Here is a 24,607-nt window from a genome sequence, read left to right on the forward strand (position 1 = left end):
AGAAATGATGAATGGAGAAAAGAAATGAAAATAGGAATTGGAAACGATCATGCAGCAGTTACTATGAAAAATGAGATCAAGGCATACTTGGAGGAATTGGGACACGAGGTTGTAGACTTTGGTATCTCCAAGGAGGAAAGTTGCGATTATCCGGTATATGGAGAAGCCGTGGGACGCGCTGTTGTATCCGGTCAGGTGGAATGTGGCGTACTTATTTGCGGTACCGGTGTTGGGATTTCCATTGCAGCCAATAAGGTGCCGGGCGTGCGTGCAGCAGTATGTTCCGATACGACAACAGCCCGTCTGGTAAAAGAACACAACAATGCTAATATCATTGCTTTTGGTGCCCGCATCGTTGGTATCGAAGTGGCAAAAGATATTGTCAAAACATATTTAGATGCAGAGTTTCAGGGCGGACGCCATGAAAAGCGTATCGCTATGATCCACGATATCGAGAATAAAAGATAAGGAAATATAGCCTATGCCAAAGATGATTTATCTGGGAATCTTGTTTGTGCTGACACTTCTGGTGGTAGCATTCGCCGGTATGATCCGGGAAAAACAGGATCGGGTCAGTAAAAGCATATTTACACTTTTTGTTGCAGTCGTTGTTGCCGTTGTAGCCAATGGCATCTTTATCATGACAGATGAGAAAGCAATCGCTACGGTTTCTCACTCTGTCTTTTTGGCATGCATTGACTGGCTGCTCTTGTTCATGCTCCGCTATGTCTATTTTTACACGGACAATGAGGAAAAACAGGTCAAATGGATGACACCGTGTTACCTCGTGGCTGGTTTGGAAACGGTTAGTATGCTGCTCAATCCTTGGCTGCATCATGTCTTTATCTTAAAGGAGGCTTTTTCAAAGTCTTACGGGGCATATTTTTATCCGACAGGTTATTCCGGTATTTTTTATGTGCATTTGGCTTATTGTTATGGACTGGTTGCCTGGATCGTGCTTCTGTTGATGGTAAAGATCCGCCATACGGCGCGTTTGTACCGCAAGAAATATACATCCATCCTGGTGTCTTTTCTGGCAATCATCATATGTGATGCAATCGGACTGGCGCTCAATCTGCCAATCGATATTTCCCTGATCTTTTATGGGGCAGCGGCACTGATCATCTGCTTTTTTACCGAGTTTTATGTGCCACAGGCTATGCGTGACAAGATCCTTGCCAATGCGGTACAGATCGCAGAGATGGGCGTAGGCTGTTTTGACATCAGTGGAAAATGTATCTATGTCAATCGGCGTGGAAAGGACATGTTCTACCGCTACAAGCATCTTGCCCTGGACGAGGATTTAAGCGTTGCAGAGCAGTATTTTGAGGGCTGGCTCAAGCGGCATTGGAAAGAGGAATGTAGCGAGCAGGTCTATATGGAGCATTTTGAGGCAGATGATAAGACCTTCAATTATGAGTTTACCGTACAGCGTCTGACGGACGAGGAAGATGTATTCTTGGGCTATTTTATTACCTGTATTGACCGGACGGAAGAGACGGAGAAATACAGGGAAGAACATTTTCGTGCAACGCATGACCTTTTGACAGGTATCTATAACGAGCAGTATTTTGAGGAAAGGGTGACAGAGACCCTGCGCACGGCGGGCAAGCCTTACGTCATGATCACTTCCGATATCAAGGATTTCAAATTGATCAATGATATATTGGGAACCCAGCGCGGTGATGAGATCCTCAAGATGCATGCGTACTTTTTCCGGGAGCGTGCCAAGGAAGATGATCTTTATTGCCGTCTGAACGAAGATCAGTTTGCCTTTTGTATGCCCAAAGAGCGTTTTACGGAAGAACTTTTCTTAGATGTCATGGATCGTCTGGTCGACACCTTTGCAAACGAATACTTCCACTTGCAGATCTATATGGGCGTTTATGAGATAACGGATGTGACAGAGCCTGTTTTTGTCATGGTGGATAAATGTAATCTGGCGATCAACACGATCAAGGGAGATTATGCAAGGCGTGTGGCATATTTCGATGATGCCCTTTTGCAAAAAAAACTGGAGAAGAACCTGATCATCAATGAATTTGAGCAGGCATTGGAACTGGGGCAGATCCGGATCTATCTACAGGCACAGACGAGAAGAGACGGCAGTCTGCTTGGGGCAGAGGCACTTGCCAGATGGATCCATCCGATCAAGGGACTGATCGCACCGGATGAATTTATACCGGTCTTAGAGTCGGCAGGTCTGGTACACAAGTTAGACCTTTATGTATGGGATTTAGCCGCCAGACAGTTGGCAATCTGGCGGGATCAGGGACGGGATGATCTGTATCTTTCGGTCAATATTTCCGTGCAGGATCAATATTATCTGGATGTTTATGATGTCTTTACCCGTCTGGTCGAAAAATATGATCTCGACCCACACAAGTTAAAACTAGAGATCACGGAAACGCTTTTTGTGACGGAAATGGAAAATCACAGATATATGCTGGAAAGATTGCAGGCGTATGGATTTGAGATCGAGATCGACGATTTCGGCAGTGGCTATTCTTCTTTGAATATCTTAAAGGATATCAAGGCGGATGTGATCAAGATCGACATGGAATTTTTACAGGAAACGGTCAATGTCGACCGGAGCTGGTCGATCTTATCGGCGCTGATCCGCCTGATCGGGCAGTTACATATGGATGTGATCACAGAGGGTGTTGAGACAGAGGAACAGGTGGAAGCATTGGCGCAGATGGGATGTCAGCATTTCCAGGGATATTATTTCTGCCGCCCGATGCCGGTAGACCAGTTCGAGAAAAAATATCGTATCTGAGAGTTATGAAAAGAAAAATATCGTATGTGGACGAAAAGTTATCGAAATTTTGATAATTTTCGCTATTTTTTATATATGAAGAAAAAGCAATTATGGTAAACTTGGCACGGAAAATATTAAGATAGGAAACTTATGGAGGCATGAGAGATGGAAAAGAGGTCAAAGGATACAAAAAATACGACAAAGAATAACAAGAAAAAAATGTCGGGAATGATGGCAAAGATCGTTACACCGGTTGCGGCAATGGCATTGGTGACACTGGTTACCGTTTCGGGGCTGCGCATGGCAGTACAAAATCTGTATAATCAGGGAATGATGATTTCGGAGCAGATTGTATCCTGTGTGGATGCAGCAGGTGCGTTAGATACGGATTACACAAAGATGCAGAGTTATACCTCAAATGTAATTCATGAGCCGAGCGAACAGACCATAGGTGGATACTCAGATGCACTCGATCAGGCCTATGGACGTATGGTCAAAAACATCGAAGTATTCAAAAAATACGCAAATGCTAGCAAGGAAAAAGAAACGGTTTTGGATCTGCATGAGAAGTTAAAGGGTATGTATGACTATCAGCAGGCGCAGATGCAGAATGCTGTTTATGGCACAGAGATCCCGGAAGAAGTATTGGCGGCAGAGAGTGGATACAATACGGGTATTTTATCTGATATTTCGGAACTGGAGAAGATGATACAGGCGGATGAAAAAGAGGCGAAGGCAGCCTTGAAGCAGGCAAAGATCCTGTCTAATATAGTGATCGCCGGTTCGATCGCCTTTACGGTACTGATCTTTATTATTGTTGTATTGATCAGCGTGCGACTGATCGTGACACCGGTCAAGAAATCTTCCAAGGAACTTGGCGATATGGTGGATGAGGTCAACAATGCAGCAGCCGATCTGACCAAGCGAATTTCAGTCAACCAGAAGGACGAGATCGGTAGTCTGGTCGAGGGCGTCAATACTTTTATCGAGGCATTGCAGAATGTGATCGCCAAGATCCGCGACTCTTCCGTACATTTGAATTCTACCTTTGCGGCAGTGACTGACAGCGTGACGTCCGTCAATGGCAATGCGACGGATATTTCTGCCGTCATGGAAGAACTTTCTGCAACCATGGAGGAAGTTTCTGCAACATTGGCAAACGTCAATGAGCGTGTGGAAAAGGCGGGAACGGGCATGGATCGAATTTCCGAACAGAGCGAACATATACTGACCTATGCGACCGAGATGCAGGATCGTGCGACACAGTTGGAAGATACGGCAGTTTCCAACAAGGATACGACTTCTGCCATGATCCAGGAGATCCTTGGGACCTTGCAGCAGGCGATCGAGAATAGCAGGAGCGTAGAAGAAGTCAATGCGCTGACGGATGAGATCTTAAACATTTCTTCCCAGACCAATCTTTTGGCACTCAATGCTTCCATCGAGGCGGCAAGAGCCGGAGAGGCAGGCAAGGGCTTTGCGGTTGTCGCAGATGAGATCCGTGTCTTGGCAGACAGCAGCAGAGAAACGGCGGGCAACATCCAGCAGATCAATGCTAAGGTTGTTGCAGCGGTAGGAGATCTGGCAAAGAACTCTGAAAATATTGTTACCTATATTAATGAAAATATCTTGAAAGATTATGACGGATTCGTAGAGTCCGGTCATAAATATCGCGCAGATGCTGATTATATCAATGAAGTGATGACATCCTTTACGGAGTCCGTCGATCATTTGCGCCAGACCATGGATGAGGTCGTAGAAAACGTAAATGATGTATCCACCGCGGTAGAACAGGGCGCAGAGGGCGTGACCAACGCGGCAGAAAATACATCACAGTTGGTAGGCGAGATGGATACCATCATGAAGGAGATCGACGAAAGTAATAACATTATTTCCGAACTTTCGACCCAGACAAACCGCTTTATCAACGTCTGATCGTACTAATACTTGAAATATGTGGCAAGATATATTAAAATATAGAGCATAAGTGGGCTCGGGTCCATAGAGTATTAAGGAGGAAGAAAGAATGATTTCAGCTGGCGATTTTAGAAATGGCGTTACCATCGAATTGGAAGGCAACGTTTACCAGATCATCGAATTTCAACATGTTAAGCCTGGTAAGGGTGCGGCATTTGTTCGTACAAAGTTAAAGAATATCAAAAACGGTGGTGTTGTAGAAAAGACATTCCGTCCGACAGAGAAGTGTCCACAGGCACACATCGATCGTAAGGATATGCAGTATCTTTACAATGATGGAGATCTCTACTACTTCATGGACGTAGAGAATTATGAGCAGATCGCGCTCAGCACAGATGATATCGGTGATGCATTAAAGTTCGTTAAGGAAAATGAAATGGTTAAGGTATGCTCTCACAAGGGAAGCGTATTTGCAGTAGAACCACCACTTTTCGTAGAACTTGAGATCACAGAGACAGAACCGGGATTCAAGGGAGACACAGCAACAGGTGCTACAAAGCCTGCTACCGTTGAGACAGGAGCAACTGTTTATGTACCTTTGTTCGTTGAGCAGAACGATGTGATCAAGATCGACACCAGAACAGGGGAATACTTATCAAGAGTATAAGTAGAGACTAGACGTATGGATTTCAAGAAATTACCTTTTTCACAAATGTTACAGGACCGCAGGGTGTTTGGCATTTTTGATGATGTATTTCAACAAGGAACTTGGCTGAATGTTTCAGCACTTTTAGCCAGTGAATCATGTATTGAGGATGCTTACGCAGATGGCACGATTCCGAGCGAGACTTTAGATCTGATCGTGGAGCGCTTGGAAGATCTGCAGGCGTAGACTCATATTACAGGACGAAGACAGGATGTATCGAGAGATACATCCTGTTTGATATACATTACAGACCCAAAGGAGTTACCAATGAAGATATCTATCATAAACGGGGATGGCACGACCACCTATGTAGAAAATATGACTCCGGTTACCAGCCTTGAGGAATTTTCCGATTCCCTGACCAGTGCAACCCAAGCCTTAAATGATAGTCAGACAGAGACAAACGCGACTTTTGCCGGGACAAGTCTTACGGTACCGACAGATCTGATGAGCATTTTTGAAGAAGCAGCCGATACCTATGGCGTGGATGTCAATCTTTTGACTGCCATAGCCAAGCAGGAATCCAATTTTACAGCAGATGCCACGAGTTCCAGTGGCGCTATGGGCATTATGCAGCTCATGCCTGCCACTGCGCAGGGGCTTGGCGTATCGGATGCCTATGATCCATATCAAAACATCATGGGCGGTGCAAAATATATCGGTCAGTTGCTTTCCCGCTATGACGGGGACGTATCACTTGCGCTTGCCGCATACAATGCCGGCAGTGGGAATGTAGCAAAATATGGCGGTATTCCACCTTTTGCCGAGACACAGAATTATGTTTCAAAAGTGCTTGGTTATTATCAGAATGGAGTCGACATTCCGTCACAGACCAGCAGTGCACAGGCAAGTGCTACAGATACGGAAGGGCTGTCCGCAGATGAAAGGCAGAATATTTACCGGCAGATGCTCAGTCTGACCAATCAACTGATCTTAGATAAATTAGAAGCCTAAAGAAATAGCATATAGAAAAAAGACATCAGATCAACTGATGTCTTTTTTTAAAGCTAGCGACGAGAGTTGAACTCGTGACCTCCTCACTACCAATGAGGTGCGCTACCACCTGTGCCACGCCAGCTTGTCGTTTACCGACCTGTATAATATACTATAAAGCCATGAGCGTGTCAAGAGACTTTTTGCAATAATGTTTTGACCTTTTTAGTTGGGGGAATTGCGCAGGCTGGCATAGAATGATAAGATACAAAAAGAAAGTCTTGGAGGAAAGATATGCGGATCGGGATCAGTGCAGGCGTAGGAAAAAACAAAACAATCAGAGATGCCTTGCAGGAGCAGGGACTGAGTCTGGATTATGTCTGTGGCGGAATCGGCAGATGCGGAAAATGTGCGGTGCGCGTCATTTCCGGGCATGTGCCTGTTACAGGGGCCGACCGGGCATTTTTTTCAAAAGAGGCATTAGAGCAGGGCTGGCGTCTTGCCTGTCAGATGCAGGTGACAGATGATATAGAGATAGAAGTGGCAGAGGATCTGGTCTGTCAAAAAGAAGCCGGCATACAGGTCGCTGGTCTTTATCCACAGGATGAAAAAACAGATCAGGGGGTGCCAACAAAGGCTGCCTATGGCATTGCTATTGACCTGGGTACGACTACGATCGGCTTTTCCCTGGTCGATCTTGCTACAGGACAGGTCGAGTCATGCCTAAGCCGCATGAATTCCCAGCGGATCTACGGAGCGGATGTCTTGTCCCGTATCCAGAGTGCAAATGAGGGACATGGGGATGACCTGCGCCGGTACGCAGAATCGGATCTGACGCAGGGGATCAAAGACCTTTGCAAAAACCGGATACAAGTGTCTGATATCCGGCATATCGTCATTGCCGGCAATACGACCATGTGCCATCTGCTGCGGGGCTATTCCTGTCAGACCTTGGGCGTGGCTCCTTTTCAACCGGTTAGCATCAAACAGGAAGATTTTGTGCAAAAGGGGATCGCGGTAACGATCCTGCCGGGGGCATCCGCTTTTGTCGGAGGAGACATCATATCCGGTATCTATGGGATCCGGGAGCATATGGATGCTGACGAGCCATGGATGCTTTTGGATTTCGGAACCAACGGAGAGATGGTCCTTTGGACGGGAGAGGAGTATTTTGCCACGGCGGCTGCGGCTGGACCGGCATTTGAGGGCGGGAATATTTCCTGCGGCTGTGCCAGTATTCCGGGGGCAATCAGCAGCGTTATGATCGCCGGACGCAACTCGCATACCAGGACGATCGGCGGCCTCCCGGCGATCGGTATCTGTGGCAGCGGGATTTTGGAGGCGGTCAGCGGCATGAAAAAAGGGGGGATCGTGGACGAAAACGGCACCTTTGCGGCGGATAGCCCGGAGGATGGATTTGCCCTAAATACGCCGGGCAGTCAGGAAAAGATCTCTTTGACACAGGAAGACATCCGGCAGTTTCAGATGGCAAAAGCGGCGATCGCCGTGGGGCAGAAGACCCTGTTAAAAGCGGCTGGTATGGAGGCTTGGCAGGTAAAAAAGGTATATCTGGCAGGCGGCATGGGTACCTTTTTAAATGTGCGCGCAGCGGTAGAGACCGGTCTGGTGGAAAAAAGTTTTTTGCCGGTGGCAAAAGCCGGAGGGAATACTTCTTTACAGGGGGCAGTTTCCTATCTGAAAAAGACCGGACAGGAGCAGATTTTAGAAAAGGATAAATTAAAGGAAATCACGGAGAAAATGCAGGTTCTTATGCTTGCGGATATGCCGGACTTTGCGGATGCCTACATTTCGCATATGGCATTGACAGAGTTTAAGGCATGAGGCACAATAGGTGCGGTAACTTTGGCAGAGCATAGGATGTAAAATAGACGACAAGGTGGGACCGAAGATGGATACCAGAGAAATTCTTGAACAACTACAGAAGGAACAGATCACTTTGGATCAGGCAGATCACCTGCTGCGCAGGCAGCCTTACGAGGAACTGGGCTATGCGAAGTTGGATATGCACCGGAAAGTACGGTCGGGCTGTGCGGAAGTGATCTTTTGTCAGGGGAAGGCAGACGATCATCTGCTTTCCATTTTTTCACACTTGTATGAAGCAGATGGCGAAGTCTTTGGTACGCGGGCAAATGAGCACCAGTATGCCCTGATCCGGGAAAAGTTTCCTCAGGTTTCCTATGATGACAAGTCTCACATCATAAAGATTGAAAAAGAGGACAAAACGCACATTGGCAGCATAGCGGTATGCACAGCGGGGACGGCAGATATCCCGGTAGCGGAGGAAGCGGCGCAGACGGCAGAATATTTCGGTTCCCATGTCGAGCGTATCTATGATGTCGGAGTCAGCGGCATCCACAGATTATTTTCCCAGTTGGATCTCATACAGTCAGCAAATTGTGTGATCGCGGTAGCGGGCATGGAAGGGGCGCTTGCCAGCGTTTTGGGCGGACTTGTAGACAAGCCGGTCATTGCCGTGCCGACCTCGGTCGGTTATGGTGCCTGTATGGAAGGGCTGTCGGCACTGCTTACTATGATGACCTCCTGTGCCAACGGGATCGCGGTCGTCAATATTGATAATGGATATGGGGCAGGCTATATTGCTAACCAGATCAATCATTTGGCAAAATAGGACAGAAAAAAGGAGACATAGAATGGGAAAGCAGTTATATTTTGAGTGCGCAAGTGGTATCAGCGGGGATATGGCAGTGGCGGCACTGCTAGATCTGGGTGCACCGGAGGCACAACTGCAAGAGACACTTGCGACGCTTCCAATCACGGAAGCATATGAGATCAGGATCAGCCGGGTCAAAAAGTCGGGCTTGGATACCTGCGATTTTGATGTAATTCTGCCAAAAGATCTGGATACCCACGATCACGACATGGCATATCTGTATGGACATCTGCAGGAAAAAAACACTGCCCATGAACACCATACGCACCGCGGACCTAAAGAGATCGCAGCCATCTTTGATGCATCTGCCATGACGACAGGTGCAAAAGAGACCGCCCACCGCATTTTAGATATTTTGACAGATGCGGAGGCAAAAGCACATGGCATCGCGCGTAACCAGGTGCATTTTCATGAAGTGGGGGCTGTGGACTCCATCGTGGATATTGCAGCCTTTGCCATTTGCTTTGACGCTTTATGCCGGAAATACGCAGTGAAGGACTGCATCGTAAAAGAGATCACGGAGGGCTGCGGCACGGTACGCTGTCAGCATGGGATCTTACCGATCCCGGTTCCGGCAGTTGTCAATATTGCGGCAGCCGGAGGACTTCGTCTGCACATGACACAAGTGGCAGGAGAACTGGTCACGCCGACAGGGGCAGCCATAGCAGCAGCCGTAAAAACAAAAGACCAACTGCCTGCATCCTGTCAGATAGAGGCTGTTGGTCTTGGCGCAGGAAAGCGTGTCTATGAGACAGCCGGCTTCCTGCGGGTATTTTTGTTGGATGATTAAAAACTCATGGTCTCGCCGTTGATCTTGGCTTCCTCGTCCTCTTTCATAGGAATGACGAGGCAGCGCTTGCCATCGACGAAAGCCGTATGTATTTCTTCGACTTTCTCCGGTGTGACCTTTACGACAACATCAATATCGGTGCCGTCAGATGTGATGACACCGGCATCTTCTAATTTCTTGGTAAGATCTACGACTTTTTCCTGTAATTGTTTTTTCTCAACGCGGACTTCGTTGTTCTTGATCGCCTTGGCGTCCAAGAGTTCCTGCGCGTCCGGCAGGGTGTCCTCAAAGAAAGACTCATAGGAAGCCGTGATCTTTTCTGCCTTTGGCTCGGAAATGCCGGCATCGGTCAGGATCTCTGTGATCATCTCCCCATCCAGAAGGATCGGTTCATCCTTATCGACTTTTTCTTTTTCTACTAAGATAAAATCATTCAGATTTTGCTGCACATCAAGGACGGTGTCCTTGGTCTCTTCGTCATCCGGCCCCAAGGTCTGTACGACCATGTTTTCAAAGGCATCGCGCTTCTGGGTCGCAGTGCGTTTTGTCCCGCAGCCAAGTCCGTTTGCCCAGAATTCCGCATGCGGTTCCTTGGCATTTTTGGTATAAACTAAGGTAGAGTGGATATCTGTGGCACGTCCGTTAAAGGCTGGAAAAAGAAAAGCGGTATCCGTAGGACCAACAACCCAGTCCCGGATTCTGGCACCGATGCGGTGCTCGCCTTCCAAATAGCCCAGCCCCGGCTTTGACAGAGCGACCGGACAGATACAGCAAAGCAGGTATTCGTAGACTTCGTCCGACTCGTCCATTGCCAGTTCATCCGTTCCCTTGAGAGGAACATCATAGACATCATAATATAAGGTGATGAGATAATTGCCGACATAATCATAAGAATCAATAATAAGATCATAATAGGTGTCGAGCAGGGCATCATCCTCTAACTTACTGGCACGCAGAGCCATCAGGATCTGCTGCCTGCCGCCAACGGCTTCCTCATCGATCGGAAACTCGAGTTCCAAAAGATTGTTTCCAAGGGTACCGGAGAGTGCTTTTCCGGCGATCTCCAAGTATTTGTAGAACTCGTCCTCCTCCAGATTTAAGAATTTCTGGGAAAAGGTGACTAATTTATTCTTTTCAGCATCGACATAGCAGCCGCACATGTGCTGAATGGTGCAACTTTCTTTTTTTAACCGACGTTTGATCTCTGCAACTTCTTTTTTATTCATAATGCATTCCTTTCCAAATTTGTGAGCACTTCTTATTATATCGAAAAAAAGAAGTCGTGCAACACCTTGATTTTCACACTTTAGTGAGGTAAAATAAGGAATAGTTTTGTACGATAGATTTTGGAGGAATTAGGAAAATGATCAACATTAGAGATTTACATCATAACTACAAAGATTATGATGGCAAGGTCGTCACCATTGGAGGATGGGTTCGCAGTATCCGTGATTCAAAGACATTTGGATTCATGGTCGTAAATGACGGTACTTTCTTTGAGCCTGTGCAGGTGGTTTACGCAGATAAATTAGACAACTTTGAGACCATCTGCAAGTTGAATGTAGGTGCAGCCGTGATCGTGACTGGTCAGGTCAAGGTTACACCGGAGATGAAGCAGCCATTTGAGATCCATGCCGATGAAGTCGTGATCGAGGGCGAGTCTACACCGGATTATCCATTGCAGAAAAAGCGTCATTCTTTTGAGTATTTGAGAACTATCAGCCATTTACGCCCGAGAACCAATACTTTTCAGGCAGTTTTTCGTGTGCGTTCTCTGACAGCATATGCTATCCACAAGTTTTTCCAGGAGAGAGATTTTGTCTATGTGCACACACCACTCATTACCGGTAGTGACTGTGAGGGCGCAGGCGAGATGTTCCAGGTCACCACTATGGATCTAAGCAATGTGCCGACTAAGGATGGCAAGGTGGATTATTCACAGGATTTCTTTGGTAAGCCGACCAACCTTACTGTGAGTGGACAGTTAAATGGTGAGACTTATGCCATGGCATTTAAGAATATCTATACTTTTGGACCGACTTTCAGAGCGGAGAATTCCAACACGACCCGTCATGCAGCAGAGTTCTGGATGATCGAGCCGGAGATCGCTTTTGCAGATCTGACAGACGATATGATGCTTGCTGAGAGCATGTTAAAATATGTGATCTCTTATGTGCTGGAGCATGCACCGGAAGAGATGGCTTTCTTCAACCAGTTCGTTGACAAGGGACTGATCGAGCGTCTGGAGCATGTGGTTAATTCTGATTTTGGACGCATCACTTATACAGATGCGATCACAGAATTGGAAAAGCACAACGATGAATTTGACTATAAGGTATATTGGGGATGCGACTTGCAGACAGAGCATGAACGCTATCTGACCGAAAAGATCTTTAAGCGTCCGGTCTTTGTGACCGATTATCCAAAGGAGATCAAGGCCTTTTATATGAAATTAAATGAGGACGGCAAGACTGTTGCTGCCATGGATTGTCTGGTACCGGGTATCGGCGAGATCATCGGCGGCAGCCAGAGAGAAGATGATTATGAGGTCTTAAAGAACCGTATGGCTGAGTGTGGTCTGAAGGAAGAAGATTATGAGTTCTATCTGGATCTTCGTAAGTATGGATCCGCACGTCATGCCGGATTTGGTCTTGGATTTGAGAGATGCGTTATGTATCTGACCGGAATGGGCAACATCCGTGACGTGATCCCGTTCCCAAGAACCGTAGGAAACTGCGATCTATAATTTTGGCAGTGACTGTGCATATGCGAAAGCGTGTGCACAGTTTGAATTGTGGAAGGGAAGGAAGATAGAAATGAGCAAAATGTATATCCCGGAGGATTATGTGCCGGCTCTGAATTTAAAAGAGACACAGATCGCCATCAAAGAGGTCAAGGATTTCTTTCAGAGACAGATCACGGCAGAACTCAACCTGCATCGTGTATCTGCGCCGCTTTTTGTCACACCGGAATCCGGTCTGAATGACAACTTAAATGGTGTGGAGCGTCCGGTTGCCTTTGGTATCAAGGAGCAGGATGACCGCGAGGTCGAGGTCGTACATTCTTTGGCAAAATGGAAGAGAATGGCACTGGGGCGTTATGGCTTTTCTGTAGGGGAAGGCTTATATACGGATATGAACGCCATCCGTCGTGATGAGGATACCGACAATATCCATTCCATCTATGTCGATCAGTGGGATTGGGAAAAGATCATCACCAAAGACCAGCGCAATGTACAAACTTTGCAAAGCGTTGTTAAGTCTGTATATGATGCTCTCCGCGTGACGGAAAAGTACATGGCAAACAAATATGATTACATAGAATGCATTTTGCCGGAACAGATCTTCTTTATCACTTCGCAGGAACTGGAGGATATGTATCCGGACAATACGCCAAAGGAGAGAGAGTACAAGATCTGCAAACTGCATGGTGCGGTCTTTATCTCACAGATCGGTGGCAAACTGGCATCCGGGGAAAAGCATGATGGACGTGCGCCGGATTATGATGACTGGTCCTTAAACGGCGACATTCTGGTCTACTATCCGATGACGGATATTGCACTGGAATTATCCTCTATGGGTATCCGTGTGGATGAGGATTCGCTAGTCAGCCAGTTGGAATTGGCTGGCTGCAAAGAGCGCCTGGAATTGCCTTTCCAGAAAGCCGTATACGAGAAAAAACTGCCTTATACCATTGGTGGAGGTATCGGACAGTCCCGTATCTGTATGTTCTTCCTGCGCAAGGCACACATCGGTGAGGTACAGGTATCTGTATGGCCACAGGAAGATATCGATTATGCCAAGAGCAGAGGTGTTATTATTTTATAGAAAGCATGGGGAAAGACTATGAGCAAAAAAATTCGCAGTGAAGAGATGGACCGCCTTTTGGAAGGTATCCTTCTTTTGAAAGACAAGGAAGAAGCATATCAGTTCTTTGAGGATTTATGTACGGTCAATGAAATGGTATCTTTGTGCCAGCGTTTTTCTGTTGCGGCAATGCTTCGTCAGGAAAAGACCTATCTGGACATTGCTGAGCAGACAGGGGCATCTACAGCGACGATCAGCCGCGTGAACCGTGCCCTCAATTATGGCAATGACGGTTACGATATGGTGTTGCGCCGTCTGGAAGAAGCAGGAGAGTAAAAGATGCAGTCAGAAATGCGAAAATCGCTGAATTTGATATTGAAGCAGTTCTCAGAACTTGATTATGTGCACCCGGAAGACATACCCAACATCGATCTATATGTCGATCAGGTCACGACCTTTATCGAGTCGCAGTTGTCGTCCTTAAAGCGTGATGAGGATGAAAAGATCCTGACCAAGACCATGATCAACAATTACACCAAGAATCATGTCTTGCCGTCACCGGACAAGAAGAAGTATTCCAAGGATCATGTGTTGACGCTGATCCTGATTTACTATCTCAAGAGTTTTCTGTCGATCAAGGATATCCAGACCCTCTTGGAGCCGATCACAGACAAATACTTTGGCACGGAGTCAGAACTGTCTTTTTATGAATTGTACGAAGAACTGGTGGCGCAGGGCAATGGACAGTCCAAGGCATTGATCAAGGATGTGATCGCCAAATATAATGCCATGCAAAATGCTTTTTCCGATGCGCCGGAGGAAGATCAGGAGTTCTTGCGTAACTTTGGTTTTATCTGTATGCTGAGTTTTGATGTCTATATCAAAAAGATGATGATCGAGACTTTGATCGATTTTAACAGTCAGCAGAGAAAAGCGGCAGCCGATCAGGCGAAGGAGAAAAAGGATAAATCATAAATCAGGCAATGCATAAGCCCGGAGGTCATATGACCTCCGGGCTTATTTTATCATACATATCTTAGGTTAAAAATAGTGACTAATTATTGACGGTAACCGGTGAATAATAGAAACGGGTCGTTGCCATATTCAGTGTCAGTGTAGCCCCACCGTTCTTGGTGCCTGTTACGTCATATGCGCCCCAGACATCGGCACGATTGTAACTTTCGCAATGTGCACCAAGCAGGTTGGTGCCGTAGTTGCCGCTCTCCTTATTGAGTCCGGCAGACTGCCAAACGATATTGGTAAAGGTCGTCAAACTGAGATATGGTACCGGATCGGATGTGTCACCCAGACGTTTTACGGTGCCTTCTCTCTGGAAACCGTTGATCAAAGGAGAACCAAAGGTCACGGTGTTTAAGACATTGTAGTTCTTTTTGATGGTGCTGTCCGCAGCAACCTGCTGTGCGACCATACCGCCTAAACTGTGTCCGGTAACGACAAGGTTGGACCCCTTTGGAACGTTGGAAACGATAGCGTTTCTGACATTCTGGATGTATTTGTTGTCCTGCTCAAAGCCGACCAGAAGATCTGTCCAGTAACCGGTGGACTGATTTTTGACATCAGTATCCGTACCGGATAAGGCGATGACATAGACTGCCTTGGATGACTTTTTGCCAAACCATTTCTTTGTTGTCAAAGTGCCCTGTGTGATGGAGAAAGGTCCCTGATGCTGTGGCTGGTTACATGCATAACCCAACTGCACGAAACGGGAAAGTTCGGATGCATTGGTGTAGGTGTAAGTACCACGGGATGCCAACTGCTGATAGGTGGCATTAACGAGAGCCGTGTTGGAATCGGAAGCGAATACCGTGCCGCCGAATGCCATGGCAAGAACGAGTGACAGTGCCAGAATACGTCTGACTTTTGTAAATCTTTTCATGATTAACCCCCTTACATGAAATGTGATGATCGCTGACTTACGGACGGCGATCATGTTTCAATAAAAACCCTATACACATATTGTAGAATGGAAACTCTTTTGCAACAACAGGTTTATCGACAAAAAAGTCACCAAAATTTGAAATCCTAATTTATAAAAAATGATGGTAAAAAAGTGGGGAGTGAATCTGGGGCTGACTTATGGTATAATGCTAAAGAATGTTGAAAAATCAAGGGAAATCGGAAACTTTGCAACAGGTGTTGCAAAAAATTATTATAGGAGAAATGGCATGAATACATACGATTCGTTAAATGAACAGCAGAAACTGGGCGTTTTTACTACAGAAGGACCGGTGCTAATTTTAGCAGGTGCTGGCTCGGGCAAGACCAGAGTTTTGACCCACCGTGTGGCATATCTGATCGAGGAAAAAGGTGTCGCACCATATCATATTATGGCGATCACTTTTACCAACAAGGCAGCGGGCGAGATGCGTGAGCGTATTGATTCCATGATCGGCATGGGATCGGAGAGTATCTGGGTATCGACTTTCCATTCTTCTTGTGTACGGATCCTACGTCGGTTCGCGGATCGTCTTGGCTATGATAATTCATTTACCATTTATGATACGGATGATTCCAAGACCCTGATGAAGGATATATGCAAACGTCTGGAGATCGACACGAAGATGTATAAGGAAAAAACATTTTTGAATGTCATTTCTTCTGCCAAGAATGAATTGATCTCACCGGAGGAATTTGCACAAAATGCAATCGGCGATTTCAATAAGACCAGACAGGCACAGGTTTATCGTGAATATCAGGCGAGACTAAAGGCAAACAATGCCATGGATTTTGATGATCTGATCATGAAGACGGTGGAACTTTTGAAATTTGACACAGAAGTGCGCAATTTTTATCAGGAAAAGTTTCAATATATTATGGTGGATGAATACCAGGATACCAATACGGCGCAGTTTGAGTTGGTGCGGCTTTTGGCATCCGGCAGGGAAAATCTCTGCGTTGTCGGTGATGATGACCAGTCCATTTACAAGTTCCGTGGGGCAAATATTTACAATATTTTAAATTTTGAAAAACATTATCCCAATGCGACTGTCATCAAACTGGAGCAGAATTATCGGTCGACAGCAAATATCTTAAATGCGGCAAACGGCGTGATCGCCAACAATCGGGGGCGTAAAGAAAAGCGGCTCTGGACAGAGTCCGGGGATGGAGAAAAGATCTATTTCCAGCAGTTTGACAGTGCTTATGAGGAAGCAGATTTTATCGCGAGAGATATTGCAGCTCGCGTGCGCCGCAGTGAATACCAGTATGGGGATTGTGCGATCCTCTATCGTACCAATGGGCAGTCCCGTATGCTGGAAGAAAAACTCATCATGTCGGGCATCCCTTACAAGATCGTTGGCGGGGTTAATTTCTATGCCAGACGCGAGGTCAAGGATCTTTTGAGTTATATGAAGGTGGTCGATAATGCGCAGGATGATCTGGCAGTCCAGCGTATCATCAATGTGCCAAAGCGTGGCATTGGGGCGACCAGCATCGGCAAGGCGAGCGATTATGCCTATCGGATGGGACTCAATCTTTTTGAGGCGCTTGAGCGGGCGGAGGAGATCCCGACTTTAGGACGTGCCGCAGGAAAGATCGCACCTTTTGTAGATCTGATCCATCACTTCCGTAAGGTGTGTGCCAATGAGGGGCTGTCAGCACTTTTACAGGAGATCATAACAGAGACCGGCTATGTCGAGGAACTGAAAGTGGAAGGCACGGACGAGGCACAGGCGCGTATCGAAAATATCGACGAATTGATCACCAAGGTGGTTTCCTATGAGCAGGAGACAGATGAGCCGACCCTGAGTGGATTTTTAGAGGAAGTGGCTCTGGTTGCGGATATCGACTCTCTGGATGACGACGGATCTTATGTGGTCCTTATGACACTGCACAGTGCCAAGGGATTGGAGTTCCCGAATGTCTATCTTTCCGGCATGGAGGATGGTCTTTTCCCGTCCTATATGAGCATCACGGCGGATAATAGCGACGAGGAGATCGAGGAGGAAAGACGGCTTTGTTATGTGGGTATCACCAGAGCAAAGGAGCGTCTGACCATTACCGGGGCGCGGATGCGTATGATGCGTGGCGAAACGCAGTATCATGGCATTTCGCGATTTGTAAAGGAAATCCCGGAAGATTTGATCCAGGGAAATACCTGGGAACCAAAGCCAAAGGATGATTTCTTTAGTGAGCGCCCGATGAGCAACCGGCAAAAAATGTGCAATATGAAAAAAACACCGCTGGCGGCGCAGACCTATCAGGCAGCCAAGGATTTTGGCACAAAGATCCAGAAAAATTCGCTGGATTATGGCGAGGGAGACCGCGTGAAACATGTCAAATTTGGCGAGGGAACCGTAGTACAGATCAACGATGGCGGTCGTGATTTTGAGGTGACGGTCGAGTTTGACGGAGCAGGACGTAAAAAAATGTTTGCATCCTTTGCAAAATTACAAAAAGTGTAAGTGTTTTTCTGTGGTAATTGGGCAGAATAAATGCTATACTATGAGCAAATATAGTTGACACATTCATAGCAGGAGGAGAAGCCTTATGATGAAAAAAGAAGATGTAATGGAATTGATCGATATGACAAAGTTGACAAACATGATCAATGGTCTTAAGGACAAGGAGATCGTGGTAAAAGAAAAGCATACCATCAACTGGAAAAAGGTTGCCTGTGTGGTTGGTGTGATCGCCGCAGTGGCTGGGGTTGCCTATGCGATCTATCGTTATTTCAAGAAGGACTATGAAGATGAATTCATGGATGATTTTGATGATTGGGATGACGATGAAGATCTTTTTGAAGATGATGCAGAAGAAGATGTAGAGGATTTAGAGGAAGAGTAATAGAGTGAAAAAAGGTCAACAGGTAGAAGGCGTTGTTACTCGGGTGGATTTCCCCAATAAGGGAATCGTGCAGACGGATGACGGTGATCTGATCACCGTCAAGAATGTGCTTGAGGGACAACGCATTCTTTGTGTAATAAAGAAAACAAGAAAAGGAAAAGCGGAAGGAAGACTGTTAGAAGTTGTCAAAAAATCACCATTGGAGATGGATGTACCTGCTTGCAAACATTTCGACAAATGTGGAGGATGTTCTTATCAGACGCTTCCTTACGAAGAACAAGTTGCATTAAAAGGCAGACAGATTAAGCGTTTATTAGAACCTGTTTTGCCGGAGAACAGTTTTGATGACTTATTTGAAGGTGTGATACCGAGCCCAAATCAGTTTGCGTATCGTAATAAGATGGAATTCTCTTTTGGCGATGCTTATTTTAACGGACCGCTTTCACTGGGGATGCATAAGCGTGGTAGTTTTTATGATATTGTGACCGTGGATGGTTGTCAGATCATCGATGAAGATATGCGTTGTGTACTGATGGAGACACTGGCATATTTTCAGGAACGAGGAGCCAATTACTATCACAAGATGCGCCATGAAGGTTATCTGCGTCATCTTTTGGTGCGCAAGGCGGCAAAAACAGGAGAGATTTTAGTGGATCTTGTGACAAGTTCGGATGCACGTTTTTTGCAGAAGGATGCAACAGAACCGGCAACAGAGGTGCAGGCAGATGCGTTAGAGGCACTTGAGTCAGAACTTTTACAGGGATGGAGCAAGCGCTTACAGGAAGTTTCCTATGATGGAAAACTTACAGGCGTATTACATACACGTAACGATCGCCCTGCGGATGTAGTAGAGGATCAGGGAACAAGGGTATTGTTTGGACAGGCATATTTTTATGAGGAGTTGTTGGGGCTTCGTTTCCGTATTACACCGTTTTCATTTTTTCAGACAAATTCACTTGGGGCTGAAAAATTATACGAGACGGCGCGAGATTTTATTACTGCAGAAAACGCAGATATTCTGGAAGGAAAGACCGTTTATGATCTCTACTCTGGCACAGGAACGATTGCCCAGATTTTGGCACCAGTGTCAGGGCATGTGATCGGTGTTGAAATTGTGGAGGAGGCCGTTGAGGCAGCAAAGAAAAATGCTCTGGAAAATGGTCTGACAAACTGTGATTTTATTGCAGGGGATGTCTTAAAGGTGATCGATGAGATCGAGGAGAAACCGGATTACATTGTGCTTGATCCCCCAAGAGATGGTATCCATCCCAAGGCACTGGACAAGATCATTGCCTATGGCGTGGAATCCATGATCTATATTTCCTGCAAGCCGACCAGCCTCGCAAGAGATTTGGAAGTCTTACAGGCGAGCGGATATCAGGTCAAGCGGATCTGCTGTTGCGACATGTTTGCCGGCACGCCGCATGTGGAGACGGTAGTCTTGCTTTCCAAGGGTATAATCGACTCTTAGAAAGTAAAGGTTGAAATGTCTCTCGCAGATATGGATATGTCCAGATTTAAGAAGGGAGCCACATACGAAGCGATTAAGGACTATGTGAAGGAACAGACCGGATACAAGGTATCAAGTCTGTATATTGCGCAGGTAAAGGCAAAGCATGGACTTGATATGAGGGAGAATTTCAATCTTCCGAAGAGTGAAGATGCTAGGCAGCCAAAGTGCCCGGCTGAGAAGGAGAAGGCAATTGAGGATGCTTTGAGACATTTTCAGATGATATAGGAGTACAAATGCTATTGATAGGACATCAACCATAGAGGGTTGGTGTCTTTTTTTGAGAAATCTAAACCATAGACTATCTTTTTTGTGTAGTCAGTTGTTATACATATTAGAATGGAATAAACGTTTATACATTACTGAAATGGGAAAGGAGGGTAACTTGAATGATTTTCTTTTAATCCTACAAATGAAACAGGGCAGCGAAAAGGCTTTTGATAAATTTGTACGGAAATATTATGCAGAAATTCTATCCTATTGCAGATATCATTGTTTGGATCAGGCAGAAGCAGAAGATCTCACACAGGAAACCTTCCTTCGATTTATGGAAAATATTGCATCTTATCAGCATATTGGGAAAGCAAAGAATTATCTGTATGTGATAGCAGGTAATTTATGTAAGAACTACGCAAAGAAATGGAAGGCAGAGAGTGTAGAGCAGGAAATATTGGAAAGAGAGCTGGTTTCGGATGGCGGTATTCATAGGAAAGAAAAACGAATGGATGTGGAACAGGCACTTGGCAGGTTAGCCCCAGAGTTAAGAGAAGTGATACTGTTAATTTATTTTGGAGACTGTAAGCTAAAAGAGGTAGCTGATATCTTACAAATTGGCTTGCCGCTGGTTAAGTACCGACATAAAAGGGCAAAAGAAGAATTAAAAAAACTTTTGGGAGAGGAGGACTCTGATGAATTTGGAAAAGATGATACAAAACTATAAAACGGAAACAAAAGTTATTCCAAGAGAAGAAAAGATTCTGGAAACGATTCAAAAATCGGAGGAAGTTATGATGGAAGTTCAGTCTGAACATACGATGAGCTATGGAGAGTTTTTATTTTCTCAATTTCGGCTGATTCGGAAGAGATGGTGGATGTTGCAGGCAGCATTACTGATAGTGACATTTTTTCTCATGAATTATCTGGATGATAGCGAATATTTGATGAGAACACTGGGAACTTCCTCTGTCCTTTTTATCGTTATGATCATTCCGGAATTTTGGAGAAACAAAGAAAGTGATTCCTTACAGATTGAGGCAGCGTGCCTATATTCCCTCAGACAGATCTATTCCGCACGAGTATTTTTGATAGGAGTGGCGGATGTATTTATGATAACGCTATTTATGTTCGTTTGCTGTGTGGGTATGAGAATGCAGTTTATGGATATTTTGGTGCAGTTTTTGTTCCCAATGGTCGTTGCTGCTGGAATCTGCTTTGCCATGTTAAACAGTAGCGCTTTGAATGAGGCAGCATCCATGTTCGGTTGCTTTTTGTGGAGTGTGATCTGGTGGATGGTTACAATGAATGATTTTATTTATGCTAAGATTACATTTCCTGTATGGAGTATCTTATTTGGATTAGCAAGCTGTTTCCTGATTGGTGCTGTGTATAAGGCAATACATGACTGCAACCGCTTATGTTCGACGATGGAGGGAAATCTATATGAAATTACAAATGGTTAATGTTACAAGAAAGTTTGGGGACTTTCGGGCAGTAGAGAACTTAAACCTGACGATAGAGAATGGAGTATATGGACTTTTAGGTGTGAATGGTGCAGGCAAGACAACGCTTATGCGAATGATCTGTACCCTTTTGCCACCGACAAGCGGACAGATTCTGTGCGATGGAAAGGATATTTTCAAAATGGATGGAGAATATCGAAATTTGCTTGGATACTTACCTCAGGAGTTCGGATTCTATCCGGATTTCACAGTAAAAGACTATTTACTGTATATTGCCAGTTTAAAGGGTATTCGACCTATGGTTGCTGGTAAACGGGTAAAGGACTTGCTTGCACAGGTTGGACTTACAAAGTCAGCAAATAAGAAGATGAAGAAGCTGTCCGGTGGAATGAAACGTAGAGCAGGAATTGCACAGGCAATGCTAAACAATCCCAAAATTCTTATTTTGGATGAGCCTACGGCTGGACTTGATCCGACGGAAAGGGTGCGTTTTAGAAACCTGATTAGTGAACTCTCAGAGGATCGGATTGTTATTTTATCGACGCATATTGTTTCAGATGTAGAGTATATTGCCAATGAAATCTGGCTGATGAAGGATGGACAAATCATGCAGCAGGGAAACCTTGATCAGACACTTGCTTCTATGCAGGAAAAGGTATATGCGTGTGAAGTATCACAGGCAGATGCAACGAAGATGATGAAAAAATTTAAGGTGTCTAATATGAAATCGGAAAGGGGAATGGTGGAATTGCGTATTATTGCCGGTGAGCCACCGATTGCTGGAGCATCTGTGGTGGAGCCGACATTGGAGGATGTGTTCTTATATTATTTCGGTGAAAAGGGTGGTGAGATGGAATGATTAGATATGAGATTAAGAAAATCTTTTCTAAGAGCCTCAGTAAAGTATCATTGGTCGTGTTGTTATTTTCACTTTTGATATCCTGCTATTTCGCAATCACGAATGTCAGTTTTTTGGATGAGCAGGGCAAATCTCATACAGGAATCGCAGCAGCAAAGAGTCTGCGGGAAGAAAAGCAGAAGTGGAAAGGTGTTTTAGATGAAGCAGCATTACAAGCGGTCCTGGATGAATATAAAAAGATTAGTGAAGAATATCCCATTCGCCCTGGAGATGATTCTGCTAACTTATTGCATGATTCCAAGGTACAAGGGTTTTCAGAAATCAAGGACATGATCAATATGGGATTTTGCGAATTTAGAGACTTTAATTATTATCGTATTGATTCCTTATCGAAAGAAGAAGTGGGACAGATCTATGAGAACCGTGGAAAGAGTTTGGAAAAATGGTTGAACTCCGAAGATGCTGATGGTTTATTCGATGAAAACGAGAAAGCATTTTTGATAGAGCAGTACCGTGAGATGAAAGCACCTTTATACTATGAGGACTACGATGGCTGGAAATCAGCACTGAGTTACGCTCAGACGATTATTATGCTCATTATGCTTGTGTCAGCATTCTTGGTGTCAGGTATCTTTTCCAATGAATTTAGTTGGAAATCAGATTCCATATTTTTCTCAACAAAATACGGAAGGGATAGGGGAACGAGAGCAAAGATCATGGCAGGATTTATCGTGGTATCAGTTATTTACTTTATTGTAATATCGCTGTATTCACTTGTGGTATTGGGATGTCTTGGAGCGCAAGGTGGAAATGTCATGATACAGACAGGCTTTTGGCATTGGAAATCTTTTTACAATATCACCTATATGCAGTTGTATTTGCTCACGGTAGTTGCCGGATATATTGGAACCGTATTTTGCCTGTTTCTGTCTATGCTTGTGTCAGCAAAGACGCATACAGCAGTTGTTGCGGTTACAATACCTTTTGCAATCCTGTTTTTACCACTGTTTGTATCAAATTTCGATTTCTTATCGGGAATATTGGGTGTGTTCCCAGACCGCTTGCTACAGATCAATGAGATTATCAATACATTTGATTTATATCATATTGGCGGTAAGATTGTCGGCTCGATACCAATCATGCTGGTCATTTATCCAATCCTAAGTATTTTGATGGTTCCGCTTATGTATCATGTCTATCATAAAACGGAGATTAAGTAGATGAAAAGGAAAAAGAACTTTCTGAAAAAGATAACTCTGTTGTTCGTTCTTTTCTTTCTTATTCATGTAGGACATACATTTGTAACCAATGATGCGGTCGGGCTACCGGAAAAGTTACAAGGTTTTGGGACTATAAAACAGGAAGAACATCCCATTGCAAGTGATAAGTATGGATGGGAACTGGTGTTGGTAAATCGGGATAATTATATTCCAGATGATTATGAAATGGATCTCATGGAATTGAGTAATGGTCAGAAAATAGATTCAAGAATCTATCCATACTTGCAGGAAATGTTTGATGATGCGAGAAATGCAGGTGTATATCCGTTTGTTAGAGATGGTTACAGAACAGCAGAGGAGCAGCAACAGATTTTAGATGACAAGATAGCCTCATATCGAAGTGAAGGTTATACAAAACACATGGCAGAGGAAACAGCAATGGAATGGGTAGCATTACCGGGGACAAGCGAGCATCAGCTTGGACTTGCGGTAGATATCAATGCAGATACTTCTAAATGTTCTCGTGATGATGTTTATAACTGGTTACTGGAGAATTCATACAAATACGGATTTATTCAAAGATATCCGTCCGGAAAGACAAGCATTACAGGAGTTGCTAATGAACCGTGGCATTATCGCTATGTGGGAAAAGAAGCAGCAGAGGAGATTCATCAGAGTGGATTGTGCTTGGAAGAATATGTGGAAAATCTTAAATAGAATAAAAAATTTTAAATATTCTATTGACTCCTACGTTGCGTAATAGTTTAAAGTAAGGTTATAATAATATCTAATCCTATCTAGAGAGCAGGAAGTATTCCTGCGTTGATGGGATAGGATAAGATCGAAAAGTAGTAATCATTTATAGTAATTTTATGAGTGGCTTGTTTTAGGAATTTCCTAAGGACAGGCTTTTTTATTTGGAAAACAG

The 24,607-nt window shown here is 44.9% G+C and carries 24 protein-coding genes and 1 tRNA gene; 22 read left to right on the forward strand and 3 right to left on the reverse strand.

Going from position 1 to position 24,607, the window contains the following annotated elements:
* The first annotated feature begins 24 nt into the window (after positions 1-24).
* The 6 genes from rpiB (at position 25) to H8R94_RS12235 (ending at position 6,338) form a co-directional block, all read left to right on the forward strand.
* On the forward strand, positions 25-468 hold the full coding sequence (gene rpiB / locus H8R94_RS11830) for a ribose 5-phosphate isomerase B (RefSeq protein ID WP_186854740.1): 444 nt from the start codon (positions 25-27) through the stop codon (positions 466-468).
* Positions 469-481: 13 nt separating this feature from the next.
* The gene (locus tag H8R94_RS11835; RefSeq protein WP_186854741.1) at positions 482-2,779 is read left to right on the forward strand and encodes a GGDEF and EAL domain-containing protein; all 2,298 of its coding nucleotides are present in this window, start codon (positions 482-484) and stop codon (positions 2,777-2,779) included.
* Between the two features lie 147 nt (positions 2,780-2,926).
* Positions 2,927-4,696 carry a methyl-accepting chemotaxis protein gene (locus tag H8R94_RS11840; RefSeq protein WP_186854742.1) on the forward strand — a complete coding sequence of 590 codons (1,770 nt, stop codon included), beginning with the start codon at positions 2,927-2,929 and terminating at the stop codon, positions 4,694-4,696.
* A 91-nt stretch (positions 4,697-4,787) separates the two neighbouring features.
* Positions 4,788-5,345: an elongation factor P gene (gene efp, locus H8R94_RS11845; protein ID WP_118281850.1), complete on the forward strand. Its 558-nt coding sequence runs from the start codon at positions 4,788-4,790 to the stop codon at positions 5,343-5,345.
* A gap of 15 nt (positions 5,346-5,360) precedes the next feature.
* Positions 5,361-5,570 carry a hypothetical protein gene (locus H8R94_RS11850; RefSeq protein ID WP_118281851.1) on the forward strand — a complete coding sequence of 70 codons (210 nt, stop codon included), beginning with the start codon at positions 5,361-5,363 and terminating at the stop codon, positions 5,568-5,570.
* A gap of 81 nt (positions 5,571-5,651) precedes the next feature.
* Positions 5,652-6,338 (forward strand): lytic transglycosylase domain-containing protein, encoded by a 687-nt coding sequence (locus tag H8R94_RS12235; protein WP_186854743.1) that lies wholly within the window; start codon positions 5,652-5,654, stop codon positions 6,336-6,338.
* Positions 6,339-6,389: 51 nt separating this feature from the next.
* On the opposite strand, the gene H8R94_RS11860 is transcribed toward H8R94_RS12235, so the two are convergent.
* Positions 6,390-6,462, reverse strand: a tRNA-Thr gene (locus H8R94_RS11860).
* A gap of 149 nt (positions 6,463-6,611) precedes the next feature.
* Here H8R94_RS11860 and H8R94_RS11865 point away from each other — a divergent pair.
* The 3 genes from H8R94_RS11865 (at position 6,612) to larC (ending at position 9,799) form a co-directional block, all read left to right on the forward strand.
* Complete coding sequence (locus H8R94_RS11865; protein ID WP_186854744.1) at positions 6,612-8,159, forward strand: ASKHA domain-containing protein; 1,548 nt, start codon at positions 6,612-6,614, stop codon at positions 8,157-8,159.
* A 67-nt stretch (positions 8,160-8,226) separates the two neighbouring features.
* Positions 8,227-8,967 carry a nickel pincer cofactor biosynthesis protein LarB gene (larB, locus tag H8R94_RS11870; protein WP_118281854.1) on the forward strand — a complete coding sequence of 247 codons (741 nt, stop codon included), beginning with the start codon at positions 8,227-8,229 and terminating at the stop codon, positions 8,965-8,967.
* Positions 8,968-8,989: 22 nt separating this feature from the next.
* Positions 8,990-9,799 carry a nickel pincer cofactor biosynthesis protein LarC gene (gene larC / locus H8R94_RS11875; RefSeq protein ID WP_186854745.1) on the forward strand — a complete coding sequence of 270 codons (810 nt, stop codon included), beginning with the start codon at positions 8,990-8,992 and terminating at the stop codon, positions 9,797-9,799.
* Here the strand turns inward: larC and H8R94_RS11880 are convergent.
* Positions 9,796-11,025 carry a DUF4317 domain-containing protein gene (locus H8R94_RS11880; protein ID WP_186854746.1) on the reverse strand — a complete coding sequence of 410 codons (1,230 nt, stop codon included), beginning with the start codon at positions 11,023-11,025 and terminating at the stop codon, positions 9,796-9,798. The two genes, larC and H8R94_RS11880, sit on opposite strands and share 4 nt — an antisense overlap.
* 137 nt (positions 11,026-11,162) lie before the next feature.
* On the opposite strand from H8R94_RS11880, the gene asnS reads away from it, so the two are divergent.
* The 4 genes from asnS to H8R94_RS11900 all read left to right on the forward strand — a co-directional run bounded on the left by asnS (position 11,163) and on the right by H8R94_RS11900 (position 14,580).
* Positions 11,163-12,545: an asparagine--tRNA ligase gene (asnS, locus tag H8R94_RS11885; RefSeq protein ID WP_118535938.1), complete on the forward strand. Its 1,383-nt coding sequence runs from the start codon at positions 11,163-11,165 to the stop codon at positions 12,543-12,545.
* A 70-nt stretch (positions 12,546-12,615) separates the two neighbouring features.
* Positions 12,616-13,626 (forward strand): aspartate--ammonia ligase, encoded by a 1,011-nt coding sequence (asnA, locus tag H8R94_RS11890; protein ID WP_118281858.1) that lies wholly within the window; start codon positions 12,616-12,618, stop codon positions 13,624-13,626.
* Between the two features lie 18 nt (positions 13,627-13,644).
* Positions 13,645-13,941: a YerC/YecD family TrpR-related protein gene (locus H8R94_RS11895; protein WP_118281859.1), complete on the forward strand. Its 297-nt coding sequence runs from the start codon at positions 13,645-13,647 to the stop codon at positions 13,939-13,941.
* Positions 13,942-13,944: 3 nt separating this feature from the next.
* The gene (locus tag H8R94_RS11900; RefSeq protein ID WP_118281860.1) at positions 13,945-14,580 is read left to right on the forward strand and encodes a DUF1836 domain-containing protein; all 636 of its coding nucleotides are present in this window, start codon (positions 13,945-13,947) and stop codon (positions 14,578-14,580) included.
* 79 nt (positions 14,581-14,659) lie between these two features.
* Here H8R94_RS11900 and H8R94_RS11905 read toward each other — a convergent pair whose 3' ends face one another.
* Positions 14,660-15,502 (reverse strand): lipase family protein, encoded by an 843-nt coding sequence (locus H8R94_RS11905; protein WP_158573070.1) that lies wholly within the window; start codon positions 15,500-15,502, stop codon positions 14,660-14,662.
* Positions 15,503-15,791: 289 nt separating this feature from the next.
* Here H8R94_RS11905 and pcrA point away from each other — a divergent pair, with 289 nt between their 5' ends.
* From pcrA to H8R94_RS11950, 9 genes are all read left to right on the forward strand, one after another.
* The gene (gene pcrA / locus H8R94_RS11910; RefSeq protein WP_186854747.1) at positions 15,792-18,029 is read left to right on the forward strand and encodes a DNA helicase PcrA; all 2,238 of its coding nucleotides are present in this window, start codon (positions 15,792-15,794) and stop codon (positions 18,027-18,029) included.
* An 85-nt stretch (positions 18,030-18,114) separates the two neighbouring features.
* The gene (locus tag H8R94_RS11915) at positions 18,115-18,411 is read left to right on the forward strand and encodes a hypothetical protein (protein WP_118281863.1); all 297 of its coding nucleotides are present in this window, start codon (positions 18,115-18,117) and stop codon (positions 18,409-18,411) included.
* A 4-nt stretch (positions 18,412-18,415) separates the two neighbouring features.
* Positions 18,416-19,882 carry a 23S rRNA (uracil(1939)-C(5))-methyltransferase RlmD gene (gene rlmD / locus H8R94_RS11920; RefSeq protein WP_186854748.1) on the forward strand — a complete coding sequence of 489 codons (1,467 nt, stop codon included), beginning with the start codon at positions 18,416-18,418 and terminating at the stop codon, positions 19,880-19,882.
* Positions 19,883-19,918: 36 nt separating this feature from the next.
* The gene (locus H8R94_RS11925; protein WP_186854749.1) at positions 19,919-20,149 is read left to right on the forward strand and encodes a 23S rRNA methyltransferase; all 231 of its coding nucleotides are present in this window, start codon (positions 19,919-19,921) and stop codon (positions 20,147-20,149) included.
* A gap of 157 nt (positions 20,150-20,306) precedes the next feature.
* On the forward strand, positions 20,307-20,861 hold the full coding sequence (locus H8R94_RS11930) for an RNA polymerase sigma factor (protein WP_243238512.1): 555 nt from the start codon (positions 20,307-20,309) through the stop codon (positions 20,859-20,861).
* The gene (locus H8R94_RS11935) at positions 20,830-21,600 is read left to right on the forward strand and encodes a hypothetical protein (protein ID WP_186854750.1); all 771 of its coding nucleotides are present in this window, start codon (positions 20,830-20,832) and stop codon (positions 21,598-21,600) included. The genes H8R94_RS11930 and H8R94_RS11935 overlap by 32 nt, the downstream gene beginning before the upstream one ends.
* Complete coding sequence (locus tag H8R94_RS11940; RefSeq protein ID WP_118282292.1) at positions 21,581-22,459, forward strand: ABC transporter ATP-binding protein; 879 nt, start codon at positions 21,581-21,583, stop codon at positions 22,457-22,459. Before H8R94_RS11935 ends, H8R94_RS11940 begins: the two co-directional genes overlap by 20 nt.
* Entirely contained in the window at positions 22,456-23,679 is a 1,224-nt protein-coding gene (locus H8R94_RS11945; protein ID WP_186854751.1) for an ABC transporter permease, read from the forward strand. The genes H8R94_RS11940 and H8R94_RS11945 overlap by 4 nt, the downstream gene beginning before the upstream one ends.
* Positions 23,680-24,396: a M15 family metallopeptidase gene (locus tag H8R94_RS11950; RefSeq protein WP_186854752.1), complete on the forward strand. Its 717-nt coding sequence runs from the start codon at positions 23,680-23,682 to the stop codon at positions 24,394-24,396.
* Positions 24,397-24,607 lie beyond the last annotated feature (211 nt).

The sequence above is a fragment of the Roseburia lenta genome (genome assembly GCF_014287435.1).
Classification (GTDB): Bacteria; Bacillota; Clostridia; order Lachnospirales; family Lachnospiraceae; genus Pararoseburia; species Pararoseburia lenta.